14 protein-coding genes and 2 riboswitches are annotated in these 15,801 nt (G+C 46.4%); of the genes, 5 read left to right on the top strand and 9 right to left on the bottom strand.

Annotation, left to right across the window (positions count from 1 at the left end):
- Positions 1 to 27: 27 nt before the first annotated feature.
- Entirely contained in the window at positions 28 to 2,646 is a 2,619-nt protein-coding gene (gene alaS / locus FHS86_RS09060) for an alanine--tRNA ligase (RefSeq protein WP_429412688.1), read from the bottom strand.
- Between the two features lie 166 nt (positions 2,647 to 2,812).
- On the opposite strand from alaS, the gene FHS86_RS09065 reads away from it, so the two are divergent.
- The 4 genes from FHS86_RS09065 to FHS86_RS09080 are packed head-to-tail and all read left to right on the top strand — an operon-like array spanning position 2,813 to position 6,070.
- Positions 2,813 to 3,784, top strand: a complete 972-nt coding sequence (locus FHS86_RS09065) for a M23 family metallopeptidase (protein WP_429412689.1) — start codon at positions 2,813 to 2,815, stop codon at positions 3,782 to 3,784.
- Between the two features lie 9 nt (positions 3,785 to 3,793).
- Positions 3,794 to 4,129, top strand: a complete 336-nt coding sequence (locus FHS86_RS09070) for a MerR family transcriptional regulator (protein WP_429412690.1) — start codon at positions 3,794 to 3,796, stop codon at positions 4,127 to 4,129.
- Positions 4,130 to 4,177: 48 nt separating this feature from the next.
- A complete protein-coding gene (locus FHS86_RS09075; protein WP_429412691.1) occupies positions 4,178 to 5,281 on the top strand; it encodes a Nif3-like dinuclear metal center hexameric protein in 1,104 nt (367 codons plus the stop codon).
- Positions 5,282 to 5,305: 24 nt separating this feature from the next.
- A complete protein-coding gene (locus FHS86_RS09080) occupies positions 5,306 to 6,070 on the top strand; it encodes a zinc ribbon domain-containing protein (RefSeq protein WP_429412692.1) in 765 nt (254 codons plus the stop codon).
- Positions 6,071 to 6,126: 56 nt separating this feature from the next.
- Here the strand turns inward: FHS86_RS09080 and FHS86_RS09085 are convergent, their stop codons facing one another.
- From FHS86_RS09085 to FHS86_RS09115, 7 genes are all read right to left on the bottom strand, one after another.
- The gene (locus FHS86_RS09085; protein ID WP_429412693.1) at positions 6,127 to 6,726 is read right to left on the bottom strand and encodes a hypothetical protein; all 600 of its coding nucleotides are present in this window, start codon (positions 6,724 to 6,726) and stop codon (positions 6,127 to 6,129) included.
- Between the two features lie 381 nt (positions 6,727 to 7,107).
- The gene (locus FHS86_RS09090; protein ID WP_429412694.1) at positions 7,108 to 7,689 is read right to left on the bottom strand and encodes a hypothetical protein; all 582 of its coding nucleotides are present in this window, start codon (positions 7,687 to 7,689) and stop codon (positions 7,108 to 7,110) included.
- Between the two features lie 11 nt (positions 7,690 to 7,700).
- Positions 7,701 to 8,390, bottom strand: a complete 690-nt coding sequence (locus tag FHS86_RS09095; protein ID WP_429412695.1) for a hypothetical protein — start codon at positions 8,388 to 8,390, stop codon at positions 7,701 to 7,703.
- Positions 8,391 to 8,570: 180 nt separating this feature from the next.
- Positions 8,571 to 11,012 carry a TonB-dependent receptor gene (locus FHS86_RS09100; protein WP_429412696.1) on the bottom strand — a complete coding sequence of 814 codons (2,442 nt, stop codon included), beginning with the start codon at positions 11,010 to 11,012 and terminating at the stop codon, positions 8,571 to 8,573.
- A 48-nt stretch (positions 11,013 to 11,060) separates the two neighbouring features.
- Positions 11,061 to 11,166, bottom strand: a riboswitch (TPP riboswitch).
- 87 nt (positions 11,167 to 11,253) lie between these two features.
- Positions 11,254 to 11,345, bottom strand: a riboswitch (TPP riboswitch).
- 48 nt (positions 11,346 to 11,393) lie between these two features.
- Positions 11,394 to 12,098 (bottom strand): hypothetical protein, encoded by a 705-nt coding sequence (locus FHS86_RS09105; RefSeq protein ID WP_429412697.1) that lies wholly within the window; start codon positions 12,096 to 12,098, stop codon positions 11,394 to 11,396.
- The gene (locus FHS86_RS09110; RefSeq protein WP_429412698.1) at positions 12,098 to 12,586 is read right to left on the bottom strand and encodes an RNA polymerase sigma factor; all 489 of its coding nucleotides are present in this window, start codon (positions 12,584 to 12,586) and stop codon (positions 12,098 to 12,100) included. Before FHS86_RS09110 ends, FHS86_RS09105 begins: the two co-directional genes overlap by 1 nt.
- A gap of 45 nt (positions 12,587 to 12,631) precedes the next feature.
- On the bottom strand, positions 12,632 to 13,699 hold the full coding sequence (locus FHS86_RS09115) for a pseudouridine synthase (protein WP_429412699.1): 1,068 nt from the start codon (positions 13,697 to 13,699) through the stop codon (positions 12,632 to 12,634).
- Positions 13,700 to 14,249: 550 nt separating this feature from the next.
- Between FHS86_RS09115 and FHS86_RS09120 the strand changes: the two genes are divergently transcribed.
- Positions 14,250 to 15,305, top strand: a complete 1,056-nt coding sequence (locus tag FHS86_RS09120; protein WP_429412700.1) for an endonuclease/exonuclease/phosphatase family protein — start codon at positions 14,250 to 14,252, stop codon at positions 15,303 to 15,305.
- Positions 15,306 to 15,321: 16 nt separating this feature from the next.
- On the opposite strand, the gene ispF is transcribed toward FHS86_RS09120, so the two are convergent.
- The gene (gene ispF, locus FHS86_RS09125; RefSeq protein WP_429412701.1) at positions 15,322 to 15,801 is read right to left on the bottom strand and encodes a 2-C-methyl-D-erythritol 2,4-cyclodiphosphate synthase; all 480 of its coding nucleotides are present in this window, start codon (positions 15,799 to 15,801) and stop codon (positions 15,322 to 15,324) included.

Raw genomic sequence — 15,801 nt, forward strand, 5'->3', positions numbered from 1 at the left:
TCTGAGCTCTGAATTCTCTGCTCTCTGTTATTTCAGTGCCTTTTTGGCAATTTCAAAGGCTTCGGCTAAACCGTCCACCTTGCGGCCACCCGCTGTGGCGTAAAAGGCCTGGCCGCCGCCGCCGCCCTGAATGGCCTTTGAGGCTTCGCGGATAATTTTTCCTGCGTTGAGCCCTTTTTCATTCACCAGTGCGTCGGAAATCATGATGCTCAGGTTGGCCTTGCCATTTACCTCGGCACCCAGTACCAGAAAGAGGTTCTCTACTTCACCTTTCAACTGGAAAGCCAGATCCTTGATCAGTTGTGCATCGTTGAGCGGAACCATGGCGGTAAGCACATTGATTCCGTCGATGTTTTCAATGCTGTTCTTCAGGTTGGCTTTTACTTCCATGGCTTCTTTTTTGGCAAAGCCTTCGAGTTGTTTTTGCAGCTCACGGTTGTTGTCGAGTACATCCTGCACCGTGCCGGCAAGGTTGTTGGGATTGTTCAGCAGCTGCTTCACCTGTTTCATGATGGCCGTATTTTCTTCCATCATTTGTTCTACCCTGTCGGCTGTAATGGCTTCAATACGACGTACGCCTGCCGAAATAGCACTTTCGGAAGTAATGTGAAACATGCCGATTTGTCCGGTGGCTTCAACATGGGTTCCTCCGCATAGTTCAACCGAATCGCCAAATTTAACCACCCGCACCAGATCACCGTACTTTTCTCCAAAAAGGGCAATGGCTCCCATTTCCTGCGCCTCGTTCATGGGCACCTGATTAAAAACTTCGGCCTTCAGGTTTTGGCGAATGAGCTCATTCACAATGCGCTGAATTTTAATCATTTCTTCTTCGCTTACTTTTTGGAAGTGAGAGAAGTCGAAACGAAGGTAGTCGGGGGTTACCAGCGAACCCTTTTGTTCAACATGGGTGCCGAGTACCTCGCGCAGGGCATGGTCGAGCAGGTGAGTGGCCGTATGGTTATTGGCCGTCAGGCGGCGCACCTTTTCGGGAACCACGGCTTTAAATGTTGCGGCCGGGTCGGACGGCAACTTATCGGCAATGTGAATAATGAGGTTGTTTTCCTTTTGCGTATCGAGGATGCTGATTTTTTCACCATTGGCTTCGATGTAGCCCTTGTCGCCAATCTGACCACCCGCTTCGGCATAAAAGGGAGTGTATGAAAAGGCCAGGTGGTAAAGGGTTTTCTTGTTGGTTTTTACCTCGCGGTAGCGGGTAATGTGTATTTCGGCAGTAAGATGATCGTAACCAATGAACTCCTCACGTTCGTCCTGTTTTACAACGATCCAGTCGCCGGCTTCCTGTGCAGCGGCATTACGTGAGCGGTTTTTCTGCGCTTCCATGGCCGTTGAAAACTCCTGCTGGTTCACGCTCAGCTGGTTTTCCTTTAGGATCAGTTCGGTGAGGTCGAGCGGGAAACCATAGGTATCGTACAAGGTAAAGGCATCGGTGCCATTTACTTCGCTAAGGCCTTCCCTGCGGGTTTTGTTCATGATGCCATCGAGCAGCTTCAGACCGGTTTCGAGGGTACGCAAAAACGATTCTTCTTCTTCTTTAATTACCCGGCCAATGAGTGCTTCCTGGGCTTTTAACTCGGGAAACTGTTCACCCATTTGTTGCTTCAACACAGGTACCAGTTGGTAAATAAACGCTTCGCGGAAATCGAGAAAGGTATAGCCGTAGCGTACTGCACGGCGTAAAATGCGACGGATTACATAACCTGCCTTGTTGTTCGAGGGCAGTTGTCCGTCGGCAATGGCAAAGGCAATGGCCCTGAGGTGATCGGCAATGACGCGCATGGCAATGTCCTGTTGTTCGTTGTTGCCGTATTTTTTCCCCGATAATTTTCCTATTTCTTCGATAATAACCTGAAAAACATCGGTGTCGTAGTTCGATTGTTTGCCCTGAAGCACCATGCAAAGTCGTTCGAAACCCATGCCGGTATCGACATGTTTGGCCGGCAGCTCCAGCAGTTTGCCGTCGGCTCTTCGATTGTACTGGATGAAAACGAGGTTCCAGATTTCAATTACCTGGGGATGATCCTGGTTGACCAGTTCAACACCGGGCTTTTGGGCTCTTTCCTCGTCGCTGCGAATGTCGACATGAATTTCGGAGCAGGGGCCGCAGGGGCCGGTATCACCCATTTCCCAGAAGTTGTCTTTCTTATTGCCATTAATGATCCGGTCTTCAGGAAGGTATTGTTTCCAATAGTCGAGTGCTTCGGTATCGCGGGCTACCCCGTCGGCTTCATCGCCTTCGAAGATGGTGGCATAGAGCCGGTCGGGAGCAACCCCCATGGTGTCGACCAAAAATTCCCAGGCCCAGTTGATGGCTTCCTTTTTAAAATAATCGCCAAACGACCAGTTGCCCAGCATTTCAAACATGGTATGATGATAGGTGTCGTGCCCTACTTCTTCCAGGTCGTTGTGCTTTCCCGAAACACGAAGGCATTTCTGGGTATCGGCTATCCTGGGATGTTTTACCGGGTCGTTGCCAAGAAAAATGTCTTTGAACTGGTTCATCCCTGCATTGGTAAACATCAGGGTAGGATCGTTTTTTACGACCATCGGGGCCGACCGTACAATCTGGTGTTCTTTCTTTTCAAAAAAATCAAGAAAAGCTTTTCTTATCTCTTGTGAAGTCATATACACTGTTTTGATACCGTATTAAGTTGTTAAAGATTAACATTCCGGTTAGGAAGTTTTAAAATATTTATTAGTTTTGTTTCACTTAGAGTGCATTCATCTATTGCGAGTTGCAAAAATAGAAATTGTACTTGTAGATCAACTAACAAAACACTTTTTTTTAGCAATGGGGGTTTCGAAATATCGGTTCAATCCGGAAACACTACAATACGAGAAGATCGAACGAAAGTTTTCGGCATACATGCTGCAAACCTTAGCCTATGTCAGCCTGGTGTTGTTTGTAGCAGCAGGTATTGCACTGCTGTTTCTGAATTATTACGATACGCCCGAAGCCAAGGCCCTCAAAGAAGAGAACTCGTTGTTGCTCGCACGTTACAACGAAATGAATGAAAAACTCGAGCAGGTAGAAACGGTACTCGACGAGATTCAGGTGCGTGACGATAACATTTACCGGGTCATTTTTAACAGTGAACCCATTCCTGAAACGGTACGTAAGGCCGGTTTTGGTGGTACCGATGCCTATGCTTCCCTGTCGTCGTTGCGTGATGCCGACATCGTGGTGAATACTTCGCGAAAACTCGATGTCATTTCAAAACAAGCTTACATTCAGGCCAAATCGTACGAGGAAGTACTCGACATGGCCCTTACCAAGGATCGTGAACTTGCATCGATACCTGCCATTTTACCGCTTTCGGATAAGGATCTTGCCTATACTTCATCGGGCTGGGGAATGCGTGTTCACCCGGTTTATGGTGTGCCCCGCTTTCATTACGGAATGGATTTCGTCGCTCCCAGGGGAACAAAAATTTACTCCACCGGTGCGGGAAAAGTTGTTTCCGTTCGTTCCCTCCGAACGGGCCATGGTAAGCATGTGGTGATTGATCATGGCTTTGGTTACCAAACGCTGTATGGACATATGAGTGCCTTCAATGTGAAAGTGGGCGATACGGTGAGTCGTGGTCAGGTGATCGGCTTTGTCGGTTCTACAGGCACCTCCACAGCTCCGCACCTGCATTACGAAGTGCACAAGAATGGTAAAAATGTTGATCCAAAATACTACTATTTCAAAGATCTGACTCCCGAGGAGTTTGACCAATTGGTGGCCATTTCGTCGAATGTGCGTCAGAGTTTTGATTAACTTTGCTCCATGCCTTTTCATGAACCGGAAATAGAAAAACACTTTTACAGTATTGGTGAAGTGGCCGATATGTTTGAAGTCAATGCTTCGCTGATTCGTTTTTGGGAAAAAGAATTCTCCCATATCAAGCCCTATAAGAACAAAAAAGGCAACCGTCTTTTTACCCGCGAAAACATCGATCAGGTTGCACTGGTTTACCATTTGGTAAAAGAAAGGGGAATGACCCTGAAAGGTGCCCAGCAAAAAATCAAGGACAATAAAGCAGATGCCGTTCACGAGCACGAACTGGTGAAACGGCTCAATGCCATAAAAAGTCTTCTGCTCGAAATCAAGGAAGAACTTTAATAAACTGCAAGCCTGTTGGGCTGTTATTATCTTATTAAATTACAAAGGATGAAACTGACAATACAAGAATTGTGCAGCGCCATTGAGGCTTTTGCACCTCCTGCTTATCAGGAAGGGTGGGATAACTCGGGCCTGCTCATAGGCGATGCACGGCGCGAGATCAGTTCGGCGCTCATCACCCTCGATGTGACCGAAGCGGTACTCGATGAAGCCATCAAAAATGGCGATGGTTTGATCATTGCCCATCATCCGGCCATTTTTTCGGGCTTGAAGCGGCTCAACGGACGAAACGAAAGCGAACGGATCGTCATGAAGGCCATCCAGCACAATGTGGCCATTTATGCGGCCCATACCAACATCGACGTGGTGAAAAACGGAGTGAGCTGGAAAATGGCCGAAAAAATGGGGCTTCAGAATGTGCGAACGCTTGCACCCCAAACCGGGCTGCTGAAAAAGCTGGTAACTTTTGTGCCGGTGAATGATGCTGCCGCCGTAAGGGAGGCTGTGTTTGCTGCCGGGGCAGGCCACATTGGGAACTACGATTCGTGCAGTTTCAATGCCCGGGGCGAAGGAAGTTTTCGCGGGAATGCAGAAAGCCAACCCTACGCAGGAAAGAAGGAAACACTGCACTTTGAAGAAGAAGTGCGTTTTGAAACCATCTTCCCGGCTCACCTTCAGGCAAGGGTGCTCGATGCGCTGCTGAATGCCCATCCCTACGAAGAGGTGGCTTACGATGTGTATGCACTCGACAATCAGCACCCGCAGGTCGGTTTGGGCGTAATTGGTGAATTTGAGGTCGAAACAGCAGCCGACGAAGCCTTGCAACGCCTTAAAAATGCCTTCGAATGCAGGCTCATCAAACATACAGATATCCATCAGCCGACCTTCAAAAAAGTGGCACTGGTTGGCGGGGCAGGCAGTTCGCTGCTGAAACAGGCCATGCGTGCCGGTGCCGATTTGTTCGTAAGCGGCGATTTTAAATACCATCAGTTTTTTGAAGCCGAAAACAAAATTACCATCGCCGACATTGGTCACTTCGAGAGCGAACAATTCACTAAAGAACTTTTTTATGAAATACTTACAAATAAATTTTCTAAATTTGCAGTCCGCTTGTCGGAAGTAAATACCAATCCGGTAAATTATTTGTTCTGAAACGATTAATAATTATTAAGTAACATGACAGAAAAAGATCAGGACGTTCAATCTGCAGAGATGACCATTGAAGACAAACTGAAGTTGTTGTACAACCTTCAGAAAGTGGCTTCGGAAAAAGACAAACTGAAAACGCTCCGTGGGGAACTGCCGCTCGAAGTGCAGGATTTGGAAGACGAAATTGCCGGATTAAAAACCCGGATCAACAATTACCAGGATGATGTAAAAAATCTGGAAACCGCTATATCCAACAGAAAGGCTGCAATTGAAGAATCGAAAGCCTTGATTGCCAAGTATACCGAGCAACAAAATAATGTTCGCAACAACCGTGAGTTCGATTCACTTTCGAAGGAGATTGAATTTCAAAATCTTGAAATTGAACTTTCCGAGAAAAGGATCAAGGAGCACACCATTGAGCTGAACAAGAAAAGCGAGTCCATCGAATCGTCGCAAAAGCAACTCGATGAACGCGAAGCCGACCTCGACAGCAAGCAGAAGGAGCTCGAAGAGATTACTTCGGAAACGCAGATCGAAAACGAAAGGCTGAATGATAAGGCTGGTAAGATTGAAGAAAAAATTGAAGAACGCCTCTTAACCGCCTTTAAACGCATCCGTAAGAATGCGCGCAACGGTTTGGCCGTAGTTACGGTTGAACGTGACTCGTGTGGTGGTTGTTTCAATAAAATTCCGCCACAGCGCCAGCTCGACATTGCTTCGCGAAAAAAAGTAATTGTTTGCGAGTATTGCGGCCGTATTTTGGTTGACCAGGAAATGGAAAACGAAGCATAGCCTTCGTACTAAAAAAATAGGAAGAGGCACCTCAGGCGGGGTGCCTCTTTGTATTATTACTCTTTTCGCTTGTTAAACAGGCTGTAGCGCACACCGATGTTGAAATTCAGGCTGCCCTGCAGGGTATTGCTTCCGCCAATCGAAAGCGATTCAAAGGGGAAGAAGGTGTGACTTAATTCAGGGCTCAGCGAAGCAAAAAAATGCATGCGTTCGAAACGGTATTCGTAATTCGCAGTGAGTGCAAGCACCGAAAATAAATTCATGGCATAAGACCTTAAGGGGCCTTCATTTTCCCTGTAAAAGATTTTATACGCATACATTCCCACACCGGGACCAAGCGACACATGATGCGACCCGCTGGTCTTTATGGTGAAAAGCCAGTCGTGCATAAGGGTAAACTGAACCGGAATTTCCCTTGTACTGATGAGCACATTGTTGCTGATCCGTTCGGAAGTTGACCTCCAGTACATGTTCTGAAGCCTTAGCCGGGTCATTTTTTGTTCGTTTTGCTTCAATACGTAGCCAATCCCGATTCCAGCCTCGTTTTTAAATGAGGACAATTGCCCCGCCGAATAGGCGCCGTAGCTAAGAAAATCCTGGGCCCTTGCTTCAGCAAGGAGGGCAAAAAGAATGAAAAGAAAGATTAAATGTTTCATGTTGTAATGCGATTATTTAATGTTCAAAGTACAAAAAAAAACAGGTGTGTGTTGTTTATTTGTAATTTAAAACGATTTTAGATTGTTGATTGATAGGGAAGGAGTAAAGACGCACAGTAGAGACGCACAGTAGAGACGCACTATAGTGCGTCTCTACGCAGGTCAATGGTCATTGAAGAAAGGTGCTTAGAAAAGATGTAAGGTGGCTCAACTGATTTCCTAAGGTGAGAATTTATTTTTCTGCTGTGAGAAAATATTTTAGTGCTGTGAGAATTTTCAAATCGTTCTCTGCCGGAAATGGAGCAAAAGTTTGAAGGTGCAGCTGTGGGTTCGCAGTTAAAACGCTGACAGGGTTTTAATGCCTGTCAGCGTTATTTAATATTATTCATTTTGCATCTCTTCCCATCTTTTCCGCTCTTCCTCAGTTGGCGCAGGTAAAGGCGGCAGCTTATTACCCCTTACTTTGCGAAGCGAATCGCGGTGAAGGTCGTAATAAATGATCTCATCTTTGACCGTTGTATCACCAAAGGCTTTCAATGCAACCTCGTTTTGTGTTCTTTGAAAAGCATATTCTCCAATGTAAAAGAAAATTTCATTGGTTTCAAGATTTTCTCTGAAAAAACCAGTTGTGTCATTTTTAATACGTAAATAGTATTTATTCTTACCGTCAATCCAATGTTGATCATATCCATATAAAACAAAAGAATCTTTTTCTGGAAAGTAATCAACACTTAATTGTGCTGCTTTTAAACCATCAATAGTATCGACATAAACCAATCCAACGTGAGGCACTCCTACCATAGGCATGGTGTCTTTTACCGCTAACTCTAAATTTTCAATAGGTATTAGAGGATAATTCTCCTTAACAAACTTTAAACCAGAAGTACTTAAATCTGCTTTATTGCATGAAATAAAAATGTATAAACCAATTATTATTATTATTATTCCAATTTGTTTTTTCATTTTCTTTCTATTTAATTAAAACATGGAATTTCACGTATTATATTTTTACGATCCAAATCGGATTTGAAAACCAGCGTAATCCCTGGTTGTCCGTTTTCCCCAAGATACTTTAGATTTGCTCTATAGTAGCCTGGTTCATCTGTCGTATTAAAAATCAAATATTGATCTGTGTCCGGATATCCAGCATAACTTACCTGCCACATCACATAGACGCCATTTATGTATCCATCACCATTTTTATAAGCTCCTGCTGTACCTCCGGTGCTTAAACAATTATTTATATCAACAAGGTCTGCGGTACGCACATTTATATCACTTTTTATCGATACTAAATTACAAATATGTTCAAACCATTGTAATATGCTCATCAATCCTGCTTGTCCTCCTGAACACAAATCTATTTTGTCAGGTGCATCAGGGCAACTACACGGTTCACATCCTTTGGGCAGGTCGGTTGCAAGACAGCCATCACAAACCGGGCACAGGACTGTACAGTTGCAGTTGATTTCGAGGTCGCTTGTATCGGGCACTGAAGTGGGAAGTTGATCAGGAGTCTCAGAAAGTGCCGGTCCACTTCTGCCGCCATCGCCACGATCGATTGGTGTTGGTGTGCCAACACCGGTACTGCCCGGTGAATTGTTATCACTGAAATCAAGGGATGAACCTCCTTCATCATTTTCTCCGGTATCGTAATCGACCAAGACTTCACCTTAAGTTATCTGTCTGTTTATTCCTTTTGGTATTAAAAGGTTACCCTGTTTTTTCAAAAAAAATGCACTTTATGTTTTAAAACACAAGAAGAAGGGTGAAAAAGAGCCATTAAAAAAGCCCGGATGCACTGCAACCGGACTTCTTATCTTCAAATGCTTAACGAAGCAGGCTTAAAAGCGGATGTTGATTCCTGCCAGGAAGTTGATTCCTGCCTGCGGGAAGTAGCCGTCCATTTCGTAGCGTTCGCCGCCCAGAATATAGGAATAGACCCAGGCATTGGTTTCATATTCGGCATTCAGCAGGTTGTTTATCAGCAGGGTAAATTGTATTTCTTTTATTTTTTGCGGGAATAGCGAGTAAGTAATTCCAAGGTTGTTCACCAGATAGGCATTGAGCATGCGGGCCGAACTGGCACTGTTGTCGATGTACTGTTTGCCCACGTATTGCGAAATGAGATTCAGCTCAAGATGCTTCACCGCTTCGTAGCTCAGCATGCTATTGGCAATGAGCGAGGGAGAAAAGGCAATGGTGGTGTTGCCGTGCTCAAAGGCACTTTGTCCTCCTTCGTCCCAGTTGTCGACATATTCGGTGAAATTGGAGATCTCGTTCCTGCTCAGGGTAGCATTGGCTTCCCATTTCAGGTTGGGCAGCAGCCGGGCACCGGCTACCAGCTCAAGGCCTGCACGGTAACTGTTGTCGACGTTCACCAGGATGGGCGAGCCCACATCGTTGATCTCTCCTGTAAGAATCAGCTGATCGTCGTACAGCATGTAGTAAATATTGACCCCTGCCGAGAGCCTGTTGTCGGTATATTTGTACCCGGCTTCAAAGTCGTTCAGGGTTTCGGGGCGCGGTTCGCTCATGTCGCTGTCGGTATCGACCAGTGTGGTACGACTGGGTTCGCGGTGCCCCACCGCCCACGAAAGGTAAGCACTGCTGCTGGCCGATGGTGCATAATACAGGCCCAGTTTGGGATTGATGAAGTCGTAGTCGTGATCCTGGGTCAGGTCGCGGAAATCGTCGTCCATTCCATCGATGCTGTACATGATGTTGCGGTACTGAAGGTCAGCATACAGGTTGAAAGCGGCACTCAAACGATAGTTGAGTTTTCCGTATACATTAAAGTCGCTTTTGATACCTGTATTGTTGTACCATTCAAAATCCTTTTCGGTAGTACCTAAAAATTGGGCCCAGGTAATGTTTCCGAAATGACGTCCTTGATAACGGTTCCATCCGCCACCCAGGGTGAAGTCGACTTTTTCTTTCAGATACGAAAGGGAGAAGGTGGCACCGTAAAAATCGTTGTCGAGCCATTTCTGCCTTACCAGGTCGGTCGAGGTGATGGTGTCGCTGCCTGTAACAACATTGTCGAGGCCATAGTCTTCAAAATCATCGTCCTCGCGGAATTGCTCATAGTAGCCGCGGCCATAGGTATAATGCAAAGCGGTATTGAAATTGATGTAGTCGCCAAACTGGTGGCTGAACAGCAGCTGGTAGTGATCCTGCTGGTAGTTGTCGGTTTCGTTTTCGTAGGTGTATAGGTTGTAGGTACGTGCATCCGAATTGATCATCTCGCTGGTTTGGCGGGGACTGTAAAGCCAATGATCTTCATAGCGCTGCATGCCTTCCATGTCGTTGTTGAGTCGAACTTTGGGAACGCCATTCCAGGCCTGATAGGTTTTTTCGATCCCCGAAAAGATGTTCACCTTTATGATGGTGTTGCCTGCATAGTAGCCACCCGAAACGAAGAACGATTTCAGGTCGGACCAGGCACGATCGATAAAACCGTCGGTGGTAATTTTCGACAGGCGGGCATCGAAACTGAAATGCTCATTGATGAGTCCCGAACCGATGCTTACGGTATTTTTAAAGGTTGAGAAGGAACCGGCTGCTCCGTTGTATTCGGCATAGGCTTCTTTCCGGAGCGTATTGGTCTGCATGTTAATGGTTCCCCCAAAGGCTGCAGCCCCGTTGGTCGAGGTGCCCACACCGCGTTGTACCTGCACACTTTCGATGGAGGAGCCAAAGTCGGGCATGTTCACCCAGAATACGCCGTGCGATTCGGCATCGTTCACCGGTACGCCGTTGATGCTGACGTTGATGCGGTTGGCATCGGTTCCCCTGATGCGGAAACCGGTGTAGCCAATGCCCGTTCCGGCATCCGAAGTAGAAACAAAGGAAGGCGTGGTGTTCAGCAGGTAGGGAATGTCCTGTCCGAGGTTGCGTTGCTCAAGTGCTGCCTTTTCAACCCTGGTAGAAGTAACCGGGGTAGAGGAGCCGGCCCTGGTGGCATAAACAAATACCTCTTCGGTTAGCACGGCTTCCTCGTGCAGGGTGAAGGCAAGCGTGGTGTCGTTGCGCAGGAGAAGTTCCTGCTTAATGGTTTCGTAACCAATGAACGATACTTCGAGTTGTACCCTTCCGGGTGTAAGCGGGGCCAGGGAAAACAAGCCCTGTGGGTCGGTAACGGTTCCCAGCGTGCTCCCCTCAATTCGGACGGTTGCTCCGGGCAGGGGCTGATTGTCGGCAGTAGAAACTTTGCCCTTCAGCTGCAACTGGGCAGCTACAGTTCCGGCTGTTAAAATGGCCAGTACTAAAAAAATAAATCGCATGTTGTAATCAATTAAATGGTTAATAAACATAACCAATGAGGCAGGACGATGGTCCTGTAACACCTTCCCTTCGACGGTATTAGCCGTATCAGGTTCAGAGGGTTTGATCTCAGCCCGTTGCTTTTATGCATTTTGGGCACCCCATTGTGTGAATAATGAAATTTAGTAACAGAACGTATCCCAGCTTCGCAGTTGCCTGCTGAGTTGGTCAATGGCTGCCATAAAAGGAAGAGGAAAGTGTTTAAAAGAAAATTCGCCTTCCTTCGCCGGCATTACCCGGATCAGGTTCAAAGGGTATGATCTCAGCCTGTGAAGGCACCCCCTGGACTTGAATCGTTGCGACAAAGTAAATGCTTTTTAACGGCAAAACAAAATAAGAGGCTATTGTCCGCTTTGATCCGGATCGTCGAGCTCGCGAAGTGTGCCTCTGAGCTGGGTAAGATATTGTCCGTAAAGGCGTTTAAAGAAAATGTTAAAAAGAAGGTAATAAATGCCGGCCAGCACCCCCAGGCTGAATAAGAAAATTACGATTACGATAACCAGGGCCAGGGGATTCATTTCCTGAAAACGAAGTCCCGAGCTTTTGGCCTGATGACTGTATTCCATAAAGAAGCCGGTAGAGAAAGCGGCCGCAACATAGAAAAGAACAATCCACAATACGATATAAAACATGCGTTTATACGAGCTGAGTACGCTAATGAGGCGTTGAATGTTGTTTCTCAGGTCGTAGCTTTCGTGTTTGCTTTTCTCAATTTTATTGTATTGAATCCAGAAAACAAGCAGCGTGGCAATTATCAAGAGGTAGATGAGCATGTCGACAAGGAAGGCCCAAAACATCAGTTCATGGCTCAGGTAAGGTTTGTCGAGCATCTTGCCCAACAGGGGCGACGATAACAGGTCGACCGTGATTCCCAGTGCCACCCAGGTAAAAATAATGATCATCCCAATGCGGATGTTTCGTGCTATTTTTTCCGAAATATTTAAGGTACGCCTGCTTAGTATTTTTTTTATCTGATCTTCAGCAAGCACTTCTTTATTTTCGGAAGAAAGCTTATTCCATGCCGATTTTAATTGATCCAGTTCCATTAACTTTCCCCCATCAGTTTCTTAAGTTTCGCCTTGATGCGATTCATTTTCACCCTCACGTAATTCTGTGTAATGCCAACAATGTCGGCAATCTCGTCGTATTTCTTTTCTTCGAGATAAAGCAGCACAATCGATTTCTCGATGCCGGTCAGTTTGGAGATGGCCTGATGGAGCAGTTTCAGATTTTCTTCGTAAGCATCGTCGTACTTGACGTCGACAAGCTGAAAATTGCTCTGATCGAAGCGATCGCGGTCGGGCCGGCGTTTGTCTTTCTTAAAATGGGTTATGGCCGTATTGAGCGCTACCCTGTACATCCAGGTCGAAACCTTCGATTCTTCCCTGAATGTTGGGAATGAGCGCCATAACTGAGCCACAATCTCCTGAAACAGGTCCTCACGGTCCTCCGGGGTGTCGCAATAAATGCCACACACCTTGTGGATGATTCCCTGGTTTCCGGTAATGATATCTAAGAAAGCATCGTTGTCCATTATGCGCTCCTGATTGGTCTGGAAGTTTAGCTTTTCATTACAAACTTACTGCATTTTTAACTGATTGATTTCACTCTGTGTAAGAAAACGCGATTTCCCCCGGGGCAGGTTTTTCTTTGTGAGCCCGGCAAAGTAAACGCGGTCGAGCTTTTTCACCTCATAGCCCAGGTGAGCAAAAATACGTCGTACAATGCGGTTGCGTCCCGAGTGGATTTCGATGCCCACCTGATGTTTGTCGTCTTCTTTTACATAACTGATGGCATCGGCTGCAATAAAGCCGTCTTCGAGCTCAAAGCCCTGCGCAATCTCGAGCAGGTGATTTTTTGTCAGCGGCTTGTCGAGGTGTACATGATAAATTTTCTTTTTCTGATGGCTCGGGTGGGTCAGCTTTTTCGAAAGGTCGCCGTCATTGGTGAAGAGCAATACGCCCGAAGTTTCCTTGTCGAGGCGGCCAACAGGATAAATGCGTTCGCTACAGGCGTTTTCAACCAGGTGCATGACCGTTTTGCGCTCCTGCGGATCATCGGTAGTGGTGACAAAGCCACGCGGCTTGTTCAGCAGAAGATACACTTTGCGTTGCGGGTTCAGGGTTTGTCCGCTGAACTTTACTTCGTCGCTGAGCGAAACTTTCGATCCCAGTTCTGACACCACCTTGCCATTAACGGTTACGCAGCCCGATTCGATGTACTTGTCGGCTTCGCGTCGTGAGCAAACACCCGAATTGGCCAGAAAACGATTGAGGCGCATCATGTCGCTGTTGCCGGCTTTGCGGGCTGGTCTCGAAGGTCGTTCCCTTCTTGTTCTGTCAGGTCCTGATTTGTCAGGTCTTTCGGATCTTGATCTGTCAGTTTTGTCATTCCTTGTTCTGCCCGATTTTCCATCAGGTCTTTCCGTTCTTGTTCTTCCGGGTTGATCCGTCTTTGCCCTGCCTGGTCTGTCAGGCTTTGTTCTTCCGGGTTTATTTGTTTTGTCTTCGGCCGACATTTCTTTTTCCTGCTTATTTTCTAATGCCTTCTGCTTGTCGTTGCGTCGCATACGCCCCTTGTTATCGGGCTGGTTTCTTTCGGGCCCTTTCTTCCTCCCCGTAGTATTTCTTTTTCCTTTTGTCCTCATTATGAAATTTTTTGCAAATGTCGCATATTTTTGTGAAACGAGCAGTGGATGAATGAAGGATGTTCGAAAAGTTGGAAAAGTTGAAATGTTGTTGTTGTCTGCTCCTCCCAATCTGAGCGTGTTGAAAGCGATACCGCTTCACCCATCAGGCTTTGGCTGATCAGCGATGCAGGCAAGCAGATGCAGTTCAGGCAATTAAATTTTTCGATGGAAGTCGATCGTATTTTCACCGAGGAAAAATCAAAAACGATGCGCATCATTTTCAAAAACGTAAGCACGAAATGGTAAAAACGTAAGTGCGATTTTTAAAATGGTAAGCATCGTTTCTGAGATTGAATTAGTTCTTCAGATAATATCATGAAAACATCAGCAGATTTTTTGTTTAATTTCTATTAGTCAAGGACGAAAGTTTAACCTACGATGATTAATAGCTAAAAAACATAAAATGTAGTCAGCCGATATTAATCCTGGTCTGGTCAAGAAAATGAAAGTTCTTTCCGAATCAGGCAGCGAGTTTGTATATTTGAGCATCACAAAAACGGGTAAGCCCTTGAGAAAACTTGTTAAATACCTTTTGCTTTCGCTTAACCTGTTGCTGGTGTTCCTGCTGGCAGCCTGTTATTTTGTACCTGGAATCAATCCGGGCAGCTTCTGGTGGCCTTCGTTGCTCGGGCTCGCTTATCCCTATCTGCTCTTGCTGAATCTTTCTTTCATTGTTTTCTGGCTTATTGTAAGCTGGCGCTATCTTTTCTTATCGCTGCTATGTGTCGGGGCAGGAGCAGGAATGCATGCGCAATATTTTCAGCTGATGGGTAAGCATTCGCCTGCTGAAGATGGAATTCGGGTACTGAGCTACAATGTGATGAGTTTTTACTCTTTTCTCGAGGAGAAGGAAGACAAGCCCGACATACTCGATTTTATTGCCATGCAGGATGCCGACATTATTTGTTTGCAGGAAACGAAGCTGCAGAAAACCGGTGTGCTTAATCCGGTCAGACTCAAAACGAAATTCCCCGGAATCAAACATGTTCAACTGGCGCATCAAAGCCAGTGGAGCGGCCCTGTAACCTTTACCCGTTTCCCGATTGTGAACATGGGTGAAATCCGTTTCGAAGGAAGCAACAACATGGTGATTTATACCGACGTATATACGGGCGAAGACACCCTGAGAATCTACAACTGCCATTTGCAGTCGTTTGGCATACGAACCGAAGAGTATTCGATTATCGACAGCCTCGATTTCAGGAATGAACAGTTAAACGAAGTAAAATTACTCGGGCTTAAACTGCGCGATGCCAACAGGCGGCGGGCTGCGCAGGTGGTCGAGCTGAAAGAACACATCGATGCATGTCGTTATCCTTTAATTGTATGCGGCGACTTCAACGATACACCCATTTCGTATACCTACAATACCATCAGTTCGAAGTTGAACGATGCTTTTGTAGCAGCCGGACAGGGGATTTCAAACACTTACCGGGGAAAACTTCCGCCTTATCGAATCGATTACATTCTTTATTCCAATGAATTTGAAGCCGTGAGCTACGAACGGCACCGTGCCGAGTACTCCGATCATTTTCCGGTATCGGCCGTGTTGAAACGTAAGTAAGGAAAGTTGCAGGCTGCTACTGCTTTTCGAGTAAAACCACGGCATGAGCTTCAATGCCTTCTTCACGACCTACAAAACCCAGTTTTTCGGTGGTGGTTGCCTTAACTGAAATTCTTTCAGCTTCTACATGAAGGGTTTCGGCCAGCTTTTCGCGCATGGGCACGATGTAGTCTTTTAGTTTGGGTTGCTGGGCTGCAAGCGTCGAATCGATGTTGACAATGTGGTAGCCCGCTGCTTTGATCAGTTCATGGCACTTCGCCAGCAGTATTTTGCTGTCGATGTTCTTAAAGTCGGAATGGGTATCGGGAAAGTGTTGGCCAACGTCGCCAAGGGCAAGGGCGCCCAGCAGGGCATCGCAAATGGCGTGGATGAGTACATCGCCGTCGGAATGGGCGATGGTTCCCTGATGATGGGGGATGGAAATGCCCCCCAGCCAAAGGCTTTCTCCTTCGGCCAGGGCGTGCACATCGTATCCGTGTCCAATTCTGATTTGCAT

This window comes from Roseimarinus sediminis, assembly GCF_050433125.1.
Taxonomy (GTDB): domain Bacteria; phylum Bacteroidota; class Bacteroidia; order Bacteroidales; family Prolixibacteraceae; genus Roseimarinus; species Roseimarinus sediminis.